The organism is Streptomyces sp. NPDC048291 (genome assembly GCF_043201715.1).
Classification (GTDB): Bacteria; Actinomycetota; Actinomycetes; order Streptomycetales; family Streptomycetaceae; genus Streptomyces.
In genome coordinates this window covers 25,122-45,504 of record NZ_JBICZC010000024.1, presented here as the reverse complement: position 1 = coordinate 45,504, position 20,383 = coordinate 25,122, and the positions used below count along the sequence as shown (strand labels likewise).

14 protein-coding genes are annotated in these 20,383 nt (G+C 73.2%); 7 read left to right on the top strand and 7 right to left on the bottom strand.

Going from position 1 to position 20,383, the window contains the following annotated elements; all coding sequences use genetic code 11:
* Window positions 1–49: 49 nt before the first annotated feature.
* Together ACGF5O_RS46045 and ACGF5O_RS46040 are read left to right on the top strand one after the other, a co-directional pair.
* Window positions 50–2,332: a (Fe-S)-binding protein gene (locus ACGF5O_RS46045; RefSeq protein WP_393815925.1), complete on the top strand. Its 2,283-nt coding sequence runs from the start codon at window positions 50–52 to the stop codon at window positions 2,330–2,332.
* A gap of 176 nt (window positions 2,333–2,508) precedes the next feature.
* Window positions 2,509–3,816: a hypothetical protein gene (locus ACGF5O_RS46040; RefSeq protein ID WP_393815996.1), complete on the top strand. Its 1,308-nt coding sequence runs from the start codon at window positions 2,509–2,511 to the stop codon at window positions 3,814–3,816.
* A 91-nt stretch (window positions 3,817–3,907) separates the two neighbouring features.
* Here ACGF5O_RS46040 and ACGF5O_RS46035 read toward each other — a convergent pair whose 3' ends face one another.
* The gene (locus tag ACGF5O_RS46035) at window positions 3,908–5,014 is read right to left on the bottom strand and encodes a sugar ABC transporter substrate-binding protein (protein ID WP_393815995.1); all 1,107 of its coding nucleotides are present in this window, start codon (window positions 5,012–5,014) and stop codon (window positions 3,908–3,910) included.
* A gap of 430 nt (window positions 5,015–5,444) precedes the next feature.
* On the opposite strand from ACGF5O_RS46035, the gene ACGF5O_RS46030 reads away from it, so the two are divergent.
* On the top strand, window positions 5,445–6,485 hold the full coding sequence (locus ACGF5O_RS46030; RefSeq protein ID WP_393815924.1) for a LacI family DNA-binding transcriptional regulator: 1,041 nt from the start codon (window positions 5,445–5,447) through the stop codon (window positions 6,483–6,485).
* Window positions 6,486–6,556: 71 nt separating this feature from the next.
* On the top strand, window positions 6,557–6,793 hold the full coding sequence (locus tag ACGF5O_RS46025; protein ID WP_393815923.1) for a hypothetical protein: 237 nt from the start codon (window positions 6,557–6,559) through the stop codon (window positions 6,791–6,793).
* A gap of 227 nt (window positions 6,794–7,020) precedes the next feature.
* On the opposite strand, the gene ACGF5O_RS46020 is transcribed toward ACGF5O_RS46025, so the two are convergent.
* Together ACGF5O_RS46020 and ACGF5O_RS46015 are read right to left on the bottom strand one after the other, a co-directional pair.
* Entirely contained in the window at window positions 7,021–9,795 is a 2,775-nt protein-coding gene (locus ACGF5O_RS46020) for a SpoIIE family protein phosphatase (protein ID WP_393815922.1), read from the bottom strand.
* A 208-nt stretch (window positions 9,796–10,003) separates the two neighbouring features.
* On the bottom strand, window positions 10,004–11,350 hold the full coding sequence (locus tag ACGF5O_RS46015; protein WP_393815921.1) for a S8 family serine peptidase: 1,347 nt from the start codon (window positions 11,348–11,350) through the stop codon (window positions 10,004–10,006).
* A 275-nt stretch (window positions 11,351–11,625) separates the two neighbouring features.
* On the opposite strand from ACGF5O_RS46015, the gene ACGF5O_RS46010 reads away from it, so the two are divergent.
* Window positions 11,626–12,948, top strand: coding sequence for a phosphatase PAP2 family protein (locus tag ACGF5O_RS46010; protein ID WP_393815920.1), 1,323 nt, complete (start codon window positions 11,626–11,628; stop codon window positions 12,946–12,948).
* On the opposite strand, the gene ACGF5O_RS46005 is transcribed toward ACGF5O_RS46010, so the two are convergent.
* The 3 genes from ACGF5O_RS46005 to ACGF5O_RS45995 form a co-directional block, all read right to left on the bottom strand.
* Window positions 12,945–13,349, bottom strand: a complete 405-nt coding sequence (locus ACGF5O_RS46005; protein WP_393815919.1) for a cupin domain-containing protein — start codon at window positions 13,347–13,349, stop codon at window positions 12,945–12,947. The two genes, ACGF5O_RS46010 and ACGF5O_RS46005, sit on opposite strands and share 4 nt — an antisense overlap.
* Before the next feature lie 93 nt (window positions 13,350–13,442).
* Complete coding sequence (locus ACGF5O_RS46000; RefSeq protein WP_393815918.1) at window positions 13,443–16,109, bottom strand: SpoIIE family protein phosphatase; 2,667 nt, start codon at window positions 16,107–16,109, stop codon at window positions 13,443–13,445.
* 132 nt (window positions 16,110–16,241) lie between these two features.
* Window positions 16,242–17,675 carry a helix-turn-helix domain-containing protein gene (locus ACGF5O_RS45995; protein WP_393815917.1) on the bottom strand — a complete coding sequence of 478 codons (1,434 nt, stop codon included), beginning with the start codon at window positions 17,673–17,675 and terminating at the stop codon, window positions 16,242–16,244.
* A 187-nt stretch (window positions 17,676–17,862) separates the two neighbouring features.
* Here ACGF5O_RS45995 and ACGF5O_RS45990 point away from each other — a divergent pair, with 187 nt between their 5' ends.
* On the top strand, window positions 17,863–18,591 hold the full coding sequence (locus ACGF5O_RS45990; RefSeq protein ID WP_393815916.1) for a DUF4232 domain-containing protein: 729 nt from the start codon (window positions 17,863–17,865) through the stop codon (window positions 18,589–18,591).
* 101 nt (window positions 18,592–18,692) lie between these two features.
* Here the strand turns inward: ACGF5O_RS45990 and ACGF5O_RS45985 are convergent, their stop codons facing one another.
* A complete protein-coding gene (locus ACGF5O_RS45985) occupies window positions 18,693–19,007 on the bottom strand; it encodes a hypothetical protein (RefSeq protein WP_393815915.1) in 315 nt (104 codons plus the stop codon).
* Between the two features lie 323 nt (window positions 19,008–19,330).
* Here ACGF5O_RS45985 and ACGF5O_RS45980 point away from each other — a divergent pair, with 323 nt between their 5' ends.
* On the top strand, window positions 19,331–20,353 hold the full coding sequence (locus ACGF5O_RS45980; protein WP_393815914.1) for an aromatic acid exporter family protein: 1,023 nt from the start codon (window positions 19,331–19,333) through the stop codon (window positions 20,351–20,353).
* Window positions 20,354–20,383: the final 30 nt, after the last annotated feature.

Genomic DNA, 20,383 nt, shown 5'->3' with positions numbered 1-20,383 from the left:
CTGGAAAGAGACCCGAAGAGACCACCCCTCGCAGGCCCGAGGAGCCCCCATGCAACTCGCCGCGATCATCGTGTCGCTGGTACTGATCGTGGTCGGCGTGGCGTTGTTCGCCCGCGCCGTGCTGCAGATCTACAACTTCCTGCGGCTCGGCCAGAACGTGCCCGCCGGCACCCGCACCGACGAGCCCGTCCAGCGGACCGTCACCGTGGTCAGGGAGTTCCTCGGCCACACCCGGATGAACCGCTGGGGCATCGTGGGCGTGGCGCACTGGTTCGTCGCGGTCGGCTTCTTCTCCCTGCTCCTGACGATCGTCAACGCCGTCGGCCAGCTGTTCCAGGCCGACTGGATCCTGCCGGTCATCGGCGACTGGGCGCCGTACAACATGTTCGTCGAGTTCATCGGCACCATGACGGTCCTCGGCATCCTGGTGCTGATCGTCATCCGCCAGCTGAGCAAGCCGAACCGGCCCGGCCGCAAGTCCCGCTTCGCCGGCTCCAACTTCGGCCAGGCGTACTTCGTCGAGACGGTCATCCTGATCGTCGGCGTCTGCATCTTCACGCTGCACGCCCTGGAGGGCGCCCAGCACCACGTGGACTCCTACGAGGCGTCGTTCTTCATCTCGTACCCGGTGGTGTCCTGGTTCCGGGGCATGGACGTCTCCACGCTCCAGAACCTCACCTACTTCTTCGCCGGCCTGAAGATCGCGACCTCGTTCATCTGGATGATCGTGGTCGCCCTGAAGACCGACATGGGCGTCGCCTGGCACCGCTTCCTGGCCTTCCCGAACATCTGGTTCAAGCGGAACGCGACGGGCGGGACCTCGCTGGGCGGGCTGCTCCCGATGACCTCGGGCGGCAAGCCGATCGACTTCACCGACCCCGGTGACGACGACGTCTTCGGCGTCTCCCAGGTGGAGCAGTTCTCCTGGAAGGGCCTGCTCGACTTCTCGACCTGCACCGAGTGCGGCCGCTGCCAGTCGCAGTGCCCGGCCTGGAACACCGGCAAGCCCCTCTCCCCGAAGCTGCTGATCATGTCCCTGCGGGACAACGCGCACGCCAAGGCGCCCTACCTGCTGGCCGGCGGCGGCAAGACCGCCGAGGGCGAGGAGAAGGCGTCCGAGGAGCAGCTGGCCGGGGTCCCCGCCGCCGCCCTCGCGGAGGCCGAGCGACCGCTGATCGGCACCGCCGAGGAGAACGGCGTCATCGACCCGGACGTGCTGTGGTCCTGCACCACCTGCGGTGCCTGCGTCGAGCAGTGCCCGGTCGACATCGAGCACGTCGACCACATCGTGGACATGCGCCGCTACCAGGTGATGATCGAGTCCGCGTTCCCGTCCGAGGCGGGCACGATGCTCAAGAACCTGGAGAAGAAGGGCAACCCCTGGGGCCTGGCCAAGAAGCAGCGCCTGGAGTGGCTCAAGGAGGTCGACTTCGAGGTCCCGGTCGTCGGCCAGGACATCGAGGACCTCACCGAGGTCGAGTACCTGTACTGGGTCGGCTGCGCCGGCTCCCTCGAGGACCGCGCCAAGAAGACCACCAAGGCCTTCGCCGAGCTGCTGCACATCGCGGGCGTCAAGTTCGCGATCATGGGCGGCGACGAGAAGTGCACCGGCGACTCCGCCCGCCGCCTCGGCAACGAGCCCCTGTTCCAGGAGCTCGGCATGGAGAACGTCATGGCGCTGAACATGGCGTTCGGCGAGGAGCTCGACGACGACGGCAAGGTGGTCCCCGAGTCCGCCAAGCCCAGGTCGGCCAAGAAGATCGTCGCGACCTGCCCGCACTGCCTCAACACCATCGGCAACGAGTACCCGCAGCTCGGCGGCGACTACGAGGTCGTCCACCACACCCAGCTGCTCCAGCACCTCGTCGACGAGGGCAAGCTGGTCCCGGTCACCCCGGTCGAGGGCATCATCACCTACCACGACCCCTGCTACCTGGGCCGCCACAACAAGATCTACACGCCCCCGCGCGAGATCATCGCCAGCGTCCCGGGCCTGCGCAACGAGGAGATGCACCGCCACAAGGAACGCGGCTTCTGCTGCGGCGCCGGCGGCGCGCGGATGTGGATGGAAGAGCGGATCGGCAAGCGCATCAACAACGAGCGCGTCGACGAAGCCCTGTCGGTGAACCCCGACATCGTCTCCACCGCCTGCCCGTTCTGCCTGGTCATGCTCACCGACTCGGTCAACGGCAAGAAGAACGACGGCAAGGCCAAGGAGTCCATCACCGTCGTGGACGTGGCCCAGCTGCTCCTCGACTCCGTCAGGACGCCGGTCGACCCGGCCGGCACCGCGGAGCAGGAGAGCGAGCCGGAGCCGGAGCCGGTGAAGTAGTTCCTCCTACGGTCGTCACGGCGCCTCGTGCCCTCGCCGGGCACGGGGCGCCGTCGTATGCGGGGGCGTCTCCCGCCCTCGTGGGAGGTCCGTAGCCCGGACGGCCCTCTCCTGCTCGCGTGCGTGCTCCCCGGCGGTTCGGCTGGCAGGAGGGCCGGATCGAGCGGGAGGTACGGGTGGCGGAGGACAGCGCGCACGACGAGGGTGCCGGGGACCGCTCCGACGACGTACGGGAGCTGCGGGCCCGGGTCGCCGCCCTGGAGGGCGAACGGGCCCGGCCGCCCCGGCACCGCGGCAGGTCCCTGCTCGCCGTCGTCCTGGTCGTCGTCGGCTGCCTGCTCGCCCCGCTCTCCGTGGTCGCCTCGTGGGCGGCCGACCAGGTGGGCGACACCGACCGCTACGTCAGCACGGTCGCCCCGCTCGCCTCCGACGCCGACGTGCAGAACGCCGTGGCCAACCGGGCCACCGACGCCCTCATGTCCCACCTCGACCTGCCCGCCCTGCTCGCCGACGTGGCCCCCGCGGACCGGCCCCGTCTTCAGCAGGCGCTGGGCGGCAGACTCGGTGACGCGCTCGAAGGGGCCGTCCGCAGCTTCGTCCACGACAAGGCCCGCGAGGTCGCCGCGTCCGACGCGTTCCGGACCGTCTGGACCGACGCCAACCGCCGGATCCACAGCAGCCTCGACAAGGCCCTCACCGGCAGCGGCGGCGGCGCGGTACAGCTGACGAACGACAGCGTCACCCTCGACATCGGCCCCCTCGTGGACCAGGTCAAGCAGCGCCTCGTCGACGCCGGGCTGACCCCCGCCGCGCACATCCCCGCCGTGCACACCGACTTCACCCTCGCCAGGTCCGACCAGGTCGGCAAGGTCAAGACCTACGTACGGCTGCTGCAACTCGCCGGGAACTGGCTGCCCGTGCTGGCTGTGCTGCTGGTCGCCGCCGGGGTGCTGCTGGCGGTCCGGCGGCGCCGGGCCCTGGTGACGGGCTGCCTCGGGGTCGCGGTCACCACCGGGCTGCTCGGCATCGGGCTGCGCGTGTTCCGCGTGTTCTACCTGGACCGGCTGCCCGCGAGCGTCTCCCCGGGCGCGGCAGCCGCCGTCTACGACGCGCTGACCCACTTCCTGCGCACCGGAGTCCGCATGGTGGTGGCCCTCGCCGTCGTCGTCGCCCTGGCCGCCTGGCTCTCCGGCCCCGGCCGGTACGCCGGACTGGTCCGGGGCCTGTGGATCTCCGGGATCGGCGCGGTACGCGGCACCGCCGACCACGCAGGACTGCACACCGGACCGACCGGCCCCTTCGTCCGCCGCCACCGCACCTGGATCACCTGGCTCCTGGTGGCCGCGGCGGTCCTCGCCTACCTGCTCTGGCCCTACCCCACCGGCTGGGTCGTGGTCGGCATCGCCCTGTGCCTGCTGTTCGTACTGGCGGTGGTGGAGTTCCTCGCGACGCCACCGTCCCCGGGCCGCCCTGGCGCCCCCTAAGGGGCGCGGGGCTGTATCGATATGCGGCTCCGCCGCGTGGGCGCGACCAGCCACGACGGCGCCGCAGACTTCTCACGAAGTGCCCGACCGGCTACTTCAGTCCGATCGCGGCGCAAGCCGACCGGTACTTCGGCGTGCAGATCTGCCCCACGGTGTAGACGCCGTCGGCGATCACGGTGTCCTGGATGTTGTCCTTCGTGAGGGCGACCACCGGGACGAGCGTCGCGGGGATGTCCTTGTCGGTCGGGCTGTCGACCTTGTCCTGGGCCAGCGCGTCGTACTGGATGTCGCGGCCCTGCACCTTGTACACCGCCATCTGCGCGGCGTCGGTGGCCTCGTCCAGGAACGACTTGTACACGGTCATGTACTGCTCGCCCGAGACGACCCGCTGCACCGCGTCCAGGTTCGCGTCCTGCCCGGTCACCGGGGGGATCGTGGTGGCGCCCGCCGCCTTCAGGGCGTCTATGACGGCGCCGGCCATTCCGTCGTTGGCCGAGTAGACGGCGGCAATCCTGTCGAGGCCGACGGCCCGGATCGCCTTCTTCATGTTGGCCTCGGCGACGTCGGGCGACCACTTGTCGGTGTCGTACTCCTCGGCGATGCGGACCTTGTTCTTCAGTTCGCTGAGGGCGCCCTTCTTGAAACTGGCCGTGTTCGGGTCCGCGGGGTCGCCGTTCATCATGACGACCTCGCTGCTCGCCGCCCTGCCGCCGAGCGCCCCGATGATGGCGCGGCCCTGGACCTCGCCGACGAGTTCGTTGTCGTGCGAGACGTAGGCGTCGATCGGGCCCTGCGCGAGCCGGTCGTAGGCGATGACGGGGATGCCGGCGGCCTTGGCCTTGCGGACGTCCGGTGCGATGGCCGCGGCGTCCACCGCGTCGACCAGGATGACGTCCACCTTCCGGTCCACCATCCGCCGGAACTGCCTGCTCTGGGTGGCCGCGCTCGCCTCGGCGTTGGCGTAGTCGACCTTGCCCTTGCCATGGGTGAGGGAGGCGACCTCCTTCTCGATGATGGGGTGGTCGAAGTTCGCGAACCGTGCGGTGTCCTTGTCGGGCAGGAGCAGCCCGACCGTGACGTCGTCGCCCTTCTTCACGGACGCGGTGTCGCCGCCCCCGCCGATGCCGTCGACGACACCGCACGCGGAGAGCGTGAGCGCGGACGCGGCGGCGGCCAGGGGCATCGCGAGGCGGGGCATGGGGATCCCGCGGCGGGTGGAAACGCTCACATCAGGCGCCTTCCGGGTGGGGGAGCGTCATGCGCAACCGATGGTGTGAAGGAAGCAAACGCGTAGTGGCCGGATACGTCAAGACGTATGGACAAGAAGGGAGTTGAGGTCGGTTTCCGGTGTCACCCAAGAGTGCGCGGCACGCGACCGTTACCCCAGGTCAGGGCAGTGCGGCGGGAGTTGGGGCCGCCCGGCGGGCCGGGGATCGGGGCGGGGCCCACCGGACGGGGAGCAACCGGCCGCCCACGTCAGGGACTTCACCGACTCTTCGCAGTTGCTACCGGGCCTTCACGGTCGCCACCTCGGCGGAACAAGATCTTAAAGCGTTTTAAGAACTGCTACCATCAGTGACCTCACAGGCAACCGCCAAGGACGCCACCGCGCACCCACGGGAGGTCGTGTGGACGAGCCCGGCTCCGCCGTCCCGGCGGGCGGCACCGGGGGGCCGGCCGTACGCCCACGGCTGGAGGACGTCGCGGCCCGCGTCGGCCTGTCGACGGCCTCGGTCTCCCTGGTGCTGCGGGGCGTGGCCGGACCCAGCGAGCGCACCCGGCAGCGGGTCCTCAAGGCGGCCGCCGAGCTCGGCTACCGCCCCGACCGCACCGCGAGCGCCCTGGCCAGCAGGCGCAGCCGGCTGCTCGGCGTCGTGGTCGACGTGCACAGCCCCTTCCACGCCGAACTGGTCGAGCACCTGCACGTCGCCGCCGAGGAGGTCGGCTACGACCTCGTGCTGAGCGCCCTGACCCGGACCCGGGACGAGAGCACGGCCGTCGAGACCCTGCTCGCGTTCCGCTGCGAGGCGCTGATCCTGCTCGGGCCGGTGTCCTCCGCCGCCGCCCTCGCCGACCTCGACCGCAGGGCGCCCGTCGTCGGCGTGGGCCGCCGGATCACCGGCGCCGGCCCGGACGTCGTCCGCAGCGCCGACGACGACGGGGTGAGCCGGATCGTCGACCACCTGGTGGGCCTCGGGCACCGCGCGATCGCCCATGCCGACGGCGGCAGGGGCGTCATCGCCACCGACCGCCGCGGCGGCTACCGGGGCGCCATGCGCCGGCACGGCCTGCACGAGCACGTCCGGGTGCTGCCCGGCGGCAGCACCGAGGAGGCCGGCGAGGCCGTGGGCAGGCGCCTCCTCGACGACGGCGTCCTGCCGACCGCCGTCGTGGCCTACAACGACCAGAGCGCCATCGGCCTGCTGACCGCCCTCCGGTCGGCCGGGGTGGACGTCCCCGGGACCGTCTCCGTCGCCGGGTACGACGACGACACCCTCTCCCGGCTGAGCTGCTTCGACCTCACCACCGTCAGCCAGAACCCCCGGGAGCAGGCCCGTCAGGCGGTCACCGCCGCCGTGCGACGCCTCGACGAGGACCGCGGGGAGCCCCGCGAGATCGTCCTCGCGCCCACCCTGGTCGTCCGGGGGACCACGGCACGGGTGCGCTGACCGCGCGTGGGCCCGGGCGGTTCCGGGTGCCCGGCCGCGTTTCCTCCCGGGCGCGGGTTCGTTGGCCGGGCATGAAGAAGATCATGATGCTGGCCGCGCTGCCGGCCGCCGCCCTCGCCCTCGCCTCCCCCGCGCACGCCGACAACGACGGCAACCTCGGTTCCGGCGTGAACGCCGCCAACAACTGGAACTTCTCCGCCGCGGCGGTGTGCTTCCAGGAACTGGCCGTGGTCCCGGTGGGCGGCGCGTGGAACGGCAACACCGTCAACCACTGCGTGAACGGAAACGTCCTCGACCACGCCGGCTGAGCCACCGCGGCACCTCGGCCCGGGCCGCCGGCTCGGGGCCGGGGCGGGACGAGGCTGGACCGGGCCGGGCCGAGGTCGGGCGAGACCGGAGCGAGACCGGGCCGGGACGAGGCGAGGCCGAGCGAGGCCGGGGCCGAGCCGCAGCCGGGGCCCGGTCGCTAAGCGGAGGGGGGCGGAGACGGCGGAGGGGGAGGGGTGGGCGGGGTTCGTGGTTACCACTGTCGTCGTCATCTGTCCGGAACGGGGAGTTCGATCTCGGCCCAGATGGTCTTGCCGCCGGTCTGGTGGCGGGTGCCCCAGCGGCGGGCGAGCTGGGCGACGAGCAGCAGGCCCCGGCCGCCCTCGTCGTAGGTGCGGGCCCGGCGCAGGTGCGGGGCGGTGCCGCTGCCGTCGGAGACCTCGCAGATCAGCGCGGCGCCCCGGATCAGCCGCAGCTGGACGGGCGGTTGGCCGTAGCGGATCGCGTTCGTGACGAGTTCGCTGACCACCAGCTCGGCCGTGAACGCCACGTCCGACAGGTGCCAGGTCTCCAGCCGGGCCAGCGCCTGGGCCCGGGCGTCGGCCACCCGGGCCGGGTCGGACGGCACGTCCCAGGTGGCGACCCGGTCGGCGTCGAGCGACCGGGTGCGCGCGACGAGCAGGGCGACGTCGTCCTGGGGCTGTGCGGGCAGCAGCGTCCGGAGCAGGTCGTCGCAGAGCTCCTCCAGCGGCCGGGCGGCGGCCCGGCCCAGGGCACGGCGCAGCCGCGCCAGACCGCCGGCCAGGTCGTGCGCGGCGTCCTGCACCAGGCCGTCGGTGTACAGCGCGAGGAGGCTGCCCGGGGGCAGTTCCCGCTCGGCGGTCTCGAAGGGCAGCCCGCCCGCGCCCAGCGGCGGTCCGGGCGGCACGTCGAGGAAGTCCGCCGGGCCGTCCGGGCCGACGACGACGGGGGGCGGATGGCCGGCGCTGGCGGCCGTGCACCGGCGGGAGATCGGGTCGTAGACCACGTACAGGCAGGTGGCGATGAGGTCGGTGCAGGCCTCGACCTCGGGTTCGTGCTCCGCGGTGCTCTCCTCCTCGACCGCGAGCAGGGTGACCAGGTCATCGAGGTGGGTGAGCAGTTCGTCGGCGGGCAGGTCGACGTCGGCCAGGGTGCGTACGGCGGTCCGCAGCCGTCCCATGGTGGCCGAGGCCCGCAGCCCGTGGCCCACCACGTCCCCCGCCACCAGCGCGACCCGGGCGCCCGAGAGCGGGATCACGTCGAACCAGTCGCCGCCGGGCCCCGCCCGGGTGCGGGCCGGCAGGTAGCGGTGGGCCGCCTCGACCGCGTCCTGGGCCGAGAGCCGGCTCGGCAGGAGGCTGCGCTGCAGGGCGAGGGCGGTGCCGCGTTCGAGGGTGTAGCGGCGGGCGTTGTCCACGGCCACGGCGGTGCGCGCGCCGATCTCCTCGGCCAGCAGCAGGTCGTCGTGGGTGAAGGGTTCCTCGCGCCGGTGCCGGACGAGGACCGCCACACCGAGGGTGATGCCGCGGGCGCGCAGCGGGATGACCATGACCGAGTGGATCCCGAACCGGTGGACCACGCCCGACCGCTCGGGATCGGCGAGCTCCCAGTTCCGCAGCGCCGCGTCCCCGGTGGTGTGCAGCGAGGACCTGCCGGTGGCCAGGCAGCGGACGGGGGGCGCGGAGGCGGGGTACTCGTCCACGTCTCCCGGCGCGATCAGCGCCTCGGGCACACCGCGCAGCACGGACTGCTGGGCGGCCCGCCGCAGCGGCACCCGGCCCGTCCCTGAGGGCCTCGGCTCGACGCCCCGGTACAGGGAGTCGAGCAGGTCGACGGTGATGAAGTCGGCGAGCCGCTCCACCGTGACGTCGGCCATCTCCTGCGCCGTGCGCATCACGTCCAGGGTGCTGCCCACCCGGGCACTGATCTCGTTGAGCAGCGCGAGCCGCTCCCTGGCCAGGTACTGCTCGCTGACGTCCAGCGCGGCGACCTCCACGTGGCGTACCTGCCCGGCCGGTGTGACGAGCGGGGAGACGGTGACGGACCAGACCCGCTCGGGGCCGTCCGGCCGGACCCGGCCGCGGAGGCGGAACTCCTCGGGCTCGCCGGTCGCCAGCACCCGGACCATGCCGTCCGCGATCCGGTCGCACAGGTGCCGCGGCAGGATGCCGGTGACGTGCCTGCCGTGCATCCGCTCCTCGCGCAGGCCGAGTTCGCGTACGGCGCCGGCGCTCGCCTTCACGACCCGCAGCGCGGAGTCGTACACCATCAGGGCCAGCCTGCACTGGGCGAACGCCTCGTCCCCGGTCACCCCGTCCGGCTGCGGCGGCTCCCGGGACTCCGGTGACGTCACCACGAGGAGCCGCTGGGCGCGGCCCGCGCCGTCGACCGACGGGTACGCCCGCACCCGCACCGGCACGGACCGGCCGTCCCGGTGCCGCAACAGGGCCGTCGACGCGGTACCGCCCGGGGCCGCGAGACCGTCCCCGGCACCACCGCCGGAGGCGACCAGCCGGCTGACGGGACTGCCGACCGCCTCCCGACCGGGGTAGCCGAGCAGCCGCTCGGCACCCGTACTCCATCCCGTCACGACCCCCCGGTCGTCGACCACCGCCGTGACCGGATCCGCCGGGTCCGGTGGGTCCACCGGGACGGGTGGGGCTGATGGGTCCGATGGATCAGCCGAGTCCACCGGGCCCGCCGAGATGGGCGGGGTCGCCGGGCCCGGCGGGGCCGCCAGGTCCGCCGGGGCCGCCAGGTCCGCCAGGTCCGCCGGGGCCAGTGGGTCACCCGAGTCCGCCGGGACCGATGGATCCGCCGGGACGAATGGATCCGCCGAGTCACCCGAGTCACCCGAGCCCGCCGCGACCGCCGGGTCAGCCGAATCCCGCAGGTCAGCCGGATCGGGCGGGTCGGCCGGATCCCGCAGGTCAGCCGGATCCCGCAGGTCGAGCGGATCTCGCAGGTCGGCCGGGTCCGGCGGTACGGCGCTGGTTTCGCCGTCCGGGGTGGCATCGTGCATGCCCGTCACCGCCGTTCTGCCGGCCCGGCCCGTCCGTCGTGGCCCCGGCCGGCGCCGAGGAGGCCGTGGGTCCCGGGGTCGGCCGGTCTCACCGTGTCGCCCTCACACCTCTCCCCCATCCTCCTTCGCCCGCCCCGGCACGTCACGCGGGAACGGGAAACGGCCCGGGTACCCGACCCGGGCCGTCGTCCGTGCGGTGCGGTGATCGTCAGGGCTTCTGCTTGACGAGCGCCGGCACGAAGCGCAGGGCGTCCACGGTGCCGACGCCGGTGGCGAGGTCGTAGCCGTTGACGGCCTTGTAGCCGGTCACGCCCTCGTAGCTGTTGTCCGTGCCGTCGTTGACGTCGACGACGCCGGTGAGCTTGGAGCGGTAGGAGGAGAGGTCGTACAGCCGCTTCTGGATGTTGCCCAGCCGGTGGCCGGCGGCCTGGTCGGCGAGGGCGACGATGCCGGCGAAGAGCGGGGTGGCCTCGCTGGTGCCGCCGCTGACGTCCCAGCCGGTGGCGGTCGGGTCGAAGCTGGAGTAGATCCAGGCGCCGCCGTTCACCGCGGCGGACATCGAGATGTCCGGGGTGCCACGGCGGGTGCCGACCACCTTCTTCACGCCGTTCTGGAAGGACGGGCGGGTGAACACGTGGGACTGGCCGCCACCGCCGGAGCCGTAGTCGTTGTAGACGCTGTCCGGCTTGACGCGGTTGCCCTTGTCGTCGAGGTGGAGCTGGGTGCCGCCGACGGAGGTGACCAGCGGGTCGGAGGACGGCCAGGAGTTGACGCGCTTCTTGTAGTACGTCTTGCCGTCCGCCTGGAGGTCGGTGGCGCCGCCGTCACCGGAGGCGGCGAGCACGGTGACGTGCTTGCGGTTGGCGTCCTGGAAGGCGTACCGCAGCTTCTTGATGCTGGAGAAGTCGCCCTTGGCGAAGCCGGGGAAGGTGTTCTCGGTGGCGCCGAAGCTCTGGCTGATGACGTCGCCGACCCCGTGGTCGATCATGTACTTCTCGGCGTCCATCATCTCCGGCAGACCGGTGGTGCCCTCGGTCTCGGAGACGGCCGTCTCCACGACGACGATCTTCGCGGCGGGCGCCACCGCGTGCGCCATCTCGACGTCCAGCGTGGTCTCGCCGGCCCAGCCGGTCATGTCCGAGTTCTTGGGGTCAAAGGCGGGGACGTGCCCCCACTTGACGACCTTCACCTTGGTGCTGGGCAGCCCGAACTGCTTGCTGTAGACGTCCAGGTCGTGCTGGACGGTCGGCGAACCGTACGAGTCCACGATGACGATGGTGCGGCCCTTGCCCGTGACACCCTTGCGGTAGAGGGCGTTCAGGTCGTACGCGGTGCGGTACTGGAGCGGGGTATAGCAGTTGATCTGCCACTTGGCCTGGCACTGCGCGTCGGAGAGCGGGCTGCTCACGCGGTGCGCCAGGGTGTGCCCGACGACGGCCGGCACCGCGAGGGTGTGCGGTGCGGCGACGGGCGCGGCGGCCGTGAGCGCGGTGGCCGCGAGGGCGGCGACCGACGTGGCGGCCGCGAGGCCCCGCCCGGTACGGGCTATGTGCATGGATCCCCCTGTGGTTCGGAGTCTCACGAAGTGATCTCGAAGTGGTCTTCGCGCATCACACCGGAGAGGTCATGCACAGATCAAGCACGTTGAACCGACGATGCCGAACCCTTTACCGTGCGTTGTCCCGCCACTAGCCTTCCGGCCGTCGAGAGCAGAACTGGAACCCCGGCAGCGGTCTTTCCGTCTTCCCTCGGCGAACAGGACCTCGATCTTCCCTCAACGTCTAGCAAATCGGCCGGAATTTGAGACACACACCACTGAGACCCTGGGCCGTGGCGGCTGCCACGGCCTTCGCGTTCCTCGTCGTACTGGAGGTCGCCGCACGTCACTACGGTCTGCCGGGGCCGCTCACCAACCAGGCCCGCGAGGTGATATGCCCGCCGAAGTCCGGCTTCCTGCTGTATGCGGGGCTGGCGTTGACGATGGTGGCGCTCACCTGGCGGGAGCGGTGGGTCGCGCTCGGCGCCGCGATCGGCATCGACCTCGCCTTCGCGGCGGTCCGGTGGGCGACCGGGGCCGGGGTGGGCCACGGCCAGCCGTTCGGCAACGGCGCCCTGTGGGTGCTGCTCGGCGTCGCGGTCCTCGCGGTGACCCGCCGCACCGGCCCGGACCGCGTCCTGCTGCTGAAGGGCGCCGGACTGGGCCTGCTGCTGGTGACCGGCCGCAAGACCGGCGACATCTGGCTGCTCATCACCTCGAAGACCCGCCCGACGGTGCTCGACCAGTACGTGGCCACCGCCGACCACGCCCTGGGCAACCCCTCGTGGCTGGCGGGCCGGATCGTCACGGCCTCCGGACCGGTCGGCTTCAACCTCCTCGACGTCGTCTACGGCCAGCTCGCCGTGGCCGCGGTCGCCGTCGCCCTGTACCAGCTGCGCGGTGTCGCGGCCGACCGCCGCTTCCCGCGCCACCACCTGGTCCGCACCTTCCTGGTGATAGGGCTGCTCGGCCCGGCCGTCTACATGCTCTTCCCGGTGGTCGGCCCGGTCTTCGCCTACGGCACCGGCGCCGACCACTGGACGTCGCTCAGCCTCTGGACGGAACGGCCGCCGCACGGCGGGCACTGGCCGGTGCCCGACCTGTGGCCGCGCACGGTGCCTCGGCTCACCGCCCCGCACCCGGTGCCGTACGACGGGTTCACCCCGCGCAACTGCATGCCCAGCCTGCACACGGCCTGGGCCACCGCGATCTTCGTGCACTCCCGCAGGGGCCCCCGGGCGCTGCGCTGGGCGGGCGCGTTCTGGCTGGCCGCCACGGTCACCGCGACGCTGGGCTTCGGCTACCACTACGGCGCGGACCTCCTCGCCGGCGCGGTGTTCGCGCTCACGGTCGAGGCGGGCCTGCGCACGTTCGACCGCGGCTGGGACCGCTCGGGCGTCCGGCTGGTCGCCCACGGTACGGCGGTCTTCGCGGCGCTCCTGGTCGCCTACCGCTGGCTGCCGCTGGAGATGGCCGTGCACCGGTGGGTGGCCGGGCCGCTGCTCGTGCTGGCGACGGCCTCGGTGATCCACCACTACATGCGCACCGTCAACCGCTGGGACCCGCGGCCGGCGCCTACGGCGCGACGGCCGGCCGCCCAACCCGAACTGGTCTAGGAGGTCCGTCCGTCGGCTGCGGCGCCGTCGTGGCTGGTCGCGCAGTTCCCCGCGCCCCTTTCGGGGCGGTAGGTGATCACCAGCATCGTGACGCCGTCCGGGGCGGTCCAGGGGCCGTGGGGCATGCCGGGTGGGCGGCAGGCGTACATGCCGGCGGTGAAGGTGCGGTCCAGGGTCAGGTCGTGCAGGGCGCCCTCGACGAGGTAGACCTCCTCCCAGAAGTCGTGCCGGGTGACCCCGTCCGCCGAGGTGTCCGTGCCCGGGGCCCAGCGGACCAGCGCGGTACGGGAGCCGTGCGCGGGGTCGTCGGCCAGGACGCGTTCCCCGACGCCCGGGCCGGCGCCGGCCGGGGTCCGCCACGGTCCGTCGGGGAGATGGAACTCCAGTTCGGGCTTGCTCACGCGCCGCCTCCGGTCTCGCTCACGGGACATCGACGCCGGGCATCCTTCTTGCCTCGGGACCGCGTGCGCAACCTCCGCCCGCGCGGTGCCGGTTCACGGCTCGGCGCCCAGCCACTGCTCGGTCCAGATGACCTTTCCGGCGGGTGTGTAGCGCGTCCCCCAGCGGTCGGCGAACTGGGCCACCAGGAAGAGCCCGCGGCCCCCCTCGTCCATGGTGGCGGCCCGGCGCAGGTGCGGGGAGACGCTGCTGCCGTCGGAGACCTCGCAGATGAGGCAGCGGTCGTGGATCAGGCGCACCCCGACGGGGCCCGTCGCGTGCCGGATGGCGTTGGTGACCAGCTCGCTCAGGATCAGCTCCAGGGTGAACGCCTCCTCCTTCAGGCCCCAGTCCCGCAGCAGTTCGGTGGCCGCGGCCCGGACCCCGGCCACCGCCGCGGGGTCGGACGGCACGGTCCAGTACGCGGTGTGCCGGTCGTCCAGCGCCCGGGTACGGGCGACGAGCAGGGCCACGTCGTCGCGGGCCGCCCCGGGCAGCAGGGCGTCCATGGCCGCCCGGCACATCTGGTCGGGCGTGCGTCCCGGCACGGCGAGCGCGCGGCGCAGGCGCTCGATGCCCTCGTCGATGTCCTCGCGCCGGTCCTCGATCAGGCCGTCGGTGTAGAGCACGATGCCACTGCCCTCGGGCAGCAGCACCTCGCTCGTCTCGTACGGCATCCCGCCCAGCCCCAGCGGCGGCCCCGCCGGTACGCCGGGCAGGTGGGCGTCGCCGTCGGGGAGCACGATGACCGGTTCCAGGTGACCGGCCCTGGCCATGGTGCAGATACGGGAGACCGGGTCGTAGATCGCGTACAGGCAGGTGGCGCCCGTGAGGGTGCGGCTGCCGCAGCCGCGGTCCCGGTCCTGGTCGATGCGGGTGACCAACTCGTCGAGGTGCCAGAGGAGTTCGTCGGGCGGCAGGTCGAGCGTCGAGAAGTTGAGCACGGCGGTGCGCAGTTGGCCCATGGTGGCGGCGGCGTGCAGTCCGTGCCCCACGACGTCGCCGACCACGATGGCGACGCGCGCCCCGGGCAGCGGTATCACGTCGAACCAGTCGCCCCCGACGCCGCCGAGCCCCGCCCCCGCCGGCAGGTAGCGGTACGCCGCGTCGACCGCGTTCTGCTCCGGCAGGGCGTGCGGCAGGAGGCTGCGCTGCAGCGTGACCGCCATGGTGCGCTCGCGGGTGAAGCGGCGCGCGTTGTCGATGCTGGTGGCCGCGCGCGCGACCAGTTCCTCCGCGAGCGAGAGGTCCTCCTCGGTGAAGGGGGTCGGCTCCTTGGAGCGCCAGAAGGTCACCACACCGAGGATCACGCCGCGGGCCCGCAGCGGGGCGGAGATCATGGAGTGGATGCCGTAGGCCACCAGCTGGCGTGCCCGGTCGGGGTCCTGGGCCTGCCAGCCGGAGAAGGCCGCCATGTCGGACTCCAGCACCATCCGCCCGGAACCGAAGCCCTCGCCCTGCGGGGTGAAGGGGTCGAAGTGGATGAGCTCGCCGGGCGGATGGAGCGGCACGTCCTGCCGGATGCCGTGCAGGGCGACCCGGCGCAGCTCCGCCACGCCCGCCTCGTCCGGTTCCTCGCCGCCCAGCACGGTGTCGGCGAGGTCGACGGTGACGTAGTCGGCGAATCCCGGTACGGCGAACTCCGCGAGTTCCTCGGCGGTGCGGGTGACGTCGAGGGTGGTGCCGATGCGCAGTCCGGCGTCGTACAGCAGCGTGAGCCGTTCCTGGACCACCTCGACCCGGCCGGTCAGCGCGGTGAGTTCGGTGGTGTCCCGCAGGGTGGCGACCCAGCCGCCCGGTCCGGGCGGCCCGTCCGTGGGGCGCTGGCTGATGGCCAGCAGCCGGTCGCCGACCTCGATCACCTCGTCCGTGACCGCCCGGCCGGACCCGAGGAGCTCCGCGGCCCTGGGGGCGATCCCCAGGCCGGTGACGGGCCGGCCGTCCACGTCCGCCGTGAGTCCGAGCAGGCGCCGGGCCTCGTCGTTGACCAGGAGCAGCCGGCCCTGCCGGTCGACGATCAGGACGCCTTCGCGCACCGAGTGCAGAACGGCGTCGTGATGCTCGTACATGCGGGTGATCTGCACCGGCCCCAGACCGCGCGTCTGGCGGCGCAGGCGCCTGCCGACGAGCGCCGTGCCGCTGGTGGCGGCCGCGAGGGCCAGCCCCGTGCCGCCCAGGACGAGCGGCACCTGCCGGGCCGCCGCGAGGCTCACCCGGTCGACGGTGATGCCCGCGGAGACCAGCCCGACGACCTTGCCGTCGGGGGCGGTCACCGGGACGACGGTCCGGACGGAGGGGCCCAGGGTCCCGGTCGTCGTCTCGGTGACGGTGCCGCCGTGCTGCGCCGCCGCGATGTTGCCGATGTAGCGGCGGCCGATCTCGCCGGGGGTCGGATGGGTGTAGCGGATGCCGTCGGGGCTCATCACGACGACGAAGTCCACGTCGGCGCGCCGACGGGTCTCCTCGGCCAGCTGCTGGAGCACCGCGGTCGGATGGGGGCCGGTCAGCGCCTGGCGCACGACGGGGTCCGCGGCGACGGAGGCCGCCACGGCCTCCGTGTGGTTCCGGGCCTCCCGGTCGGCGTCGGTGCGCGCCTGCAGCAGGAGGGCGGCGACCGCCGTCGCCACGAGAACCAGGACGACCCCGACCTGCAGAAGGAACATCTGACCGGCAACGCTGCGTATCCCGTACCGGGACCGCACCTGCCGGAGCATATGGCGCATATGGCTCATATAACACCAAACGGGTAAGGCTCCATCACCCCCGGGCCGGATCCGTTCACACCTGCGTCCACCCCGCCGACGCGCTCCGCGCCCGGGCGCGTACGGCAGGTGAGCAGGCGGCTCCGCGCGCCGTCAGCCGCCCTCCCGCGCGATCCACTCGCTGCCGCCGAGCGGGTAGTCGTAGCCCGGGCGGCCGGCATCTCCGCTGGTCCGGAAGGCGGTCCCGGCGTTGTCGACGCGGACGGTGCCGTGGCGGCTGCCGCTGGACCAGTCCAGGGTGAGGTCCCAGCGGACGTCGTGGGCCCCGGTGCGGGCGAAGACGTAGAAGACCTCCGGGTCGGACTCGCTGACCTTGTACGGGAAGTCGCGCTGGCCGTTCTTGGCGGTGACCGTGGGACTGCCGTTGTCGAGGTCGATGTCGAACGACTTGGTGCCGACGCCACCGCCGCAGCCGACGCCCATCGAGTAGTCGTTCCAGGCGAGCGGCGCGCCCTTGCTGAGCACGCGCACGTGCAGCGCCTCCAGGACGACCGTCTCCGCGCCGGTGCCCTGCACGGTGAGGGCGATCTCCTGTTCGCCCGAGGACACCGCCCCGTACGCCGCGGCCCAGCGCGGGGCGTCCTGCTCGCTCGCCGGCGGGCCGACCTGCGCGGGTTCACTGTCGACGAGGAAGTGCTGGCTGCACGGGTCGTCGTAGACGTAGGGCCGCGTGTTGACGGTGAGCGGCACGGCGGTGCCGGTGGTGGTGCCGTCGGCGCCCTGCGCTCCGCCGCCCTGCTTGCCGTCGTCCGCCGCACCGCCCGCCCCGGTCCCCGCGGACCCGGTGGGGGAGGCGGAGGACGACGCGGAGGGCTTGCGTCCGGTCGTGCTCGGGGACGGGGAGGGGGACTTCTGCGGGGTCTCCGGGGCGCCGGTGAGCGTGGCGCTGTCACCGGCCGCCCGCTGGTCGCCCGCGCCGTCGTGCCCGCCTCCGAGCGACGGACGCACGGCGAACACCACGGCCCCCAGCACGGCCGCCGCCGCGACGGAGGCGATCAGCACGGTACGGCGCCGGCGCGGCGCCGCCGCGGGCTCCCGCCGCAGGTCGACGACGACCGGCTCGTCACCGTCACCACCGTCACCACCGTCACCGCCGGCACCCGGTGAGGCGTCGGCGACGACCGGCTCACCGGCGGCACCGGCGACACCGGCTCCGGACGACGCGCCGGAGCCCACACCCGCCGACGCACCCGCGGCACCGGGCCCGGGTGACGTGTCGGCGCCGGCCCTCCGCGGCGCGGCCGCCGCGGCCTGGTCCGCCCTGCTCCCCCGTGCCGCGTCCGCCAGGATCCAGCGCCGGTGCAGCTCCACCAGCTCCTCGGGAGTCGCCCGGCAGACCCGGGCGAGGCGCTCCACCGGCGCGTACTCGACGGGCACCGCCGTGCCGTTGCAGTAGCGGTGCAGCGTCGACGTGCTCATGTGCATCCGCTTGGCGAGCACCCCGTAGCTGAGCCCCGAACGGTCCTTGAGCTCCCGCAGCAGCAGCGCGAACGCCTCCGTCGCGTCGGCCCCTGTCGCCCCTGACACCCGTTCCCCCATCCCCTCGCGTCCCAGTCCCGCGTTCCAGGGCCACCGTATTCGCCCTGGTCAGAGCCCGTTTCCGCGTTCCAGCGTCCCCAACTGCCCGTCGTGGCTGGCGGTTGGGACAGATCGCCTCGCAGGCTTCGGTCATCCAATCACCACCGCCACCCGAACACCGAAGGGGCACGTCCACATGTCCAGCCTCCGCACCTCCCGCACCCGTCTCGTCGGCGCCGCCACGACCGTCGTACTCGCCGCGCTGTCCCTGACGGCCTGCACCGACGGCACGGGCGTGCACGCCGAGAGCGTCGCGGCCAGCACCCCCACCGCGCACACCTCCTCCCCCGTTCCGGCCGCCACCGCCTCCACGGGCGCCGGCGCCGGTTCCGGTTCTGGTTCCGCCGCCACCTCCGCCCCTCAGGCCGGGGCCACCACCGGCACGCCGAAGTCGGACGCGGGCACCCCCGCCGCCAAGGCGCCCGCCTCGACCGGCCGGCCGGTCACCTGCGAGGGGTCCAACACCAAGACGGTCGCGGCCCCGCTGAACCGCCCCGTGAACCACATGCTCCTCACGGTGACCAACACCGGCAGCAAGACCTGCTACCTGTACTACTACCCGGCCGTCCGCTTCGGCGAGGCCCAGTCCGTCCCCCCGGTCATCGAGGACTCGCAGCCGCAGGCCGTGGTCACGCTCGCGCCGGGCGAGTCCGGCTACGCCTCGGTCAGCCTGTCCGCCACCGACGGCAGCGGCAGCGACGGCCACACCGTGAACTCCCTGGACGTCTACTTCCGCGGCCGCTCCGGCAACGAGAGCGTCGGCAAGGGCGCCCACCCGTCGCTGCCCGCGAAGGGCGTCTACGTCGACGACTCGCTCAAGGTCACCTACTGGCAGCAGTCGATGGACGACGCCGTCAACTGGTGACGCACCGGCCCCCGTTCACAGCACCGGCCCTCGGAACTCCCCCCGGCAGGAAGGTGACCCGCCATGCACGGCACCCGCAGGATCTCCCGCTTCGTGACCGCCTATCTCCGCGCCGCCTTCCAGGTCGTCGTCCTGGGCGGCACCGGCGACCTGCCGCGGGCCGCGGCGGTCCGCCGCCGCGGGTAGCCGGGACGGAACGGCACCCGGACGGGACGGCCGGACGTCTGGCAGCCGATCTCGGCCGCCAGGAAGGGCGCGTCCTCCGGTGCCTCCTTGCGGGCCCGCAGGATCCGCTCGGCGGGCGCACCGGCCGGGACGCGCAGCGGGGGGTCGGGGTGTTCGACCGTGTCGGCCAGTTCCGCGGCGATGGCCCGCCCGATGCCTCGGGACGCACCGGTGATGAGCACGGACGACATGATGCGCCTCGTCTTGTGTGGACAGATGTCGGTGGACTGCGGTCGTGGACGGCGGCCTCCCCGACGCCGACGGGCGCTGCCGGGAGTGCGGTTCCGCCGTCCCCGTCCCGGAGATCCGGAGCGAACCCGGCCCCGGATACCGGTCGGCGGGCGGCGTCGCCGACCCCGTCTCCGCCGCGATCAACACCCAACACCCCGCGACGGCTCCTCCAGCCGATCGCACCGGTCCCCGCCGGCGGCTGAAGGCGACCGAACCGGCACCTCCGGCGCCACGCGGTGTCACCGGTGGGCGGCGGGGCGTGACCTGTGCCTAAGGTGAGCGGGTGACGGGCGTTTCCCCGTGGGCGCGGGCGGGCCACCGGCTCCGGGTGCAGGGGCCGACGGCGGCCCGGATCCTGGTGATCGCGGTGCTCTGCTGGCAGACCGCGCTGTGGGCCGGCGCCGACCAGCCGCCGGTGTTCGCCGCCATCGTTCCGCTGCTCTGCCTGCGCGGTGACTCGGCCGCCTCCCTGACGGCACTGCTGCTGCGGATCCTCGGCGTGCTGGCCGGGGTGGCCCTGGGCGTCACCGTGGTCGGCCTGTTCCGGCCGAGCACGCTCGTCCTCGCCGTCGTGATCGGGCTGGCCCTGCTCTGCGGGACCGTGATCAGCTCGGGGACGACGCTGAACGTGCAGGTCGCGGTGACCTCGCTGCTGGTCTTCGCCAACCCCGCGCCGGAGTCGTACGGCGTCGCCCGGCTGTGGGAGAACGCGCTGGGCGGTGCCGTCACCGCCGTCCTCGCCCCGGTGCTCTGGCCGCGCGACCCCCGCAGGGAGGTGGCGGCGCTGGCCCGGGAGTGCGCGGACGGTCTCGCGGAGGGCCTCGTGCGCGGCACGCGCGCGATCGGGTCACCGGACGCCGCCCGCGCGAACCGGGCGGCGGCGCAGGCGGTGGCCGACCGGCTGCGCGGCTGCGGGGCCGAGGCCCGGGAGGCGGAGAAGGCCATGCGGTTCAACCCGCTGCGGCGGCGCCACCGCGCCGAGGTGACCGAGCTGGGCAACCGGATCGACCTCGCCGTCCGGGCGGTGCCCCAGCTGCTCTCCCTGGCCGCCGAGGCCGAGTTCTTCAGCGTGCGGGACGGGCCCGTCCCGGCGCTCGCCCGGGCCCGGACCGCGCTCCTCCCGGTCGCCGAGGCCACCGGGCGCGCCCTGGCGGCGATCCTCGCGGGCCGGGACCCGGGCGCCGACGCCGCAGCCGCCCGCGCCGGCCTCGCCCGGTACACCGAGCAGGACAGGGAGCCGCGGGCCGTGGTGCTCCGCAGGCCGTTCATCAGGATCCTCGACCTCTGCGACGGCTCCCGGAGCTGACCTTCACGAAGCGGGTCCCGGGCGCCGTCG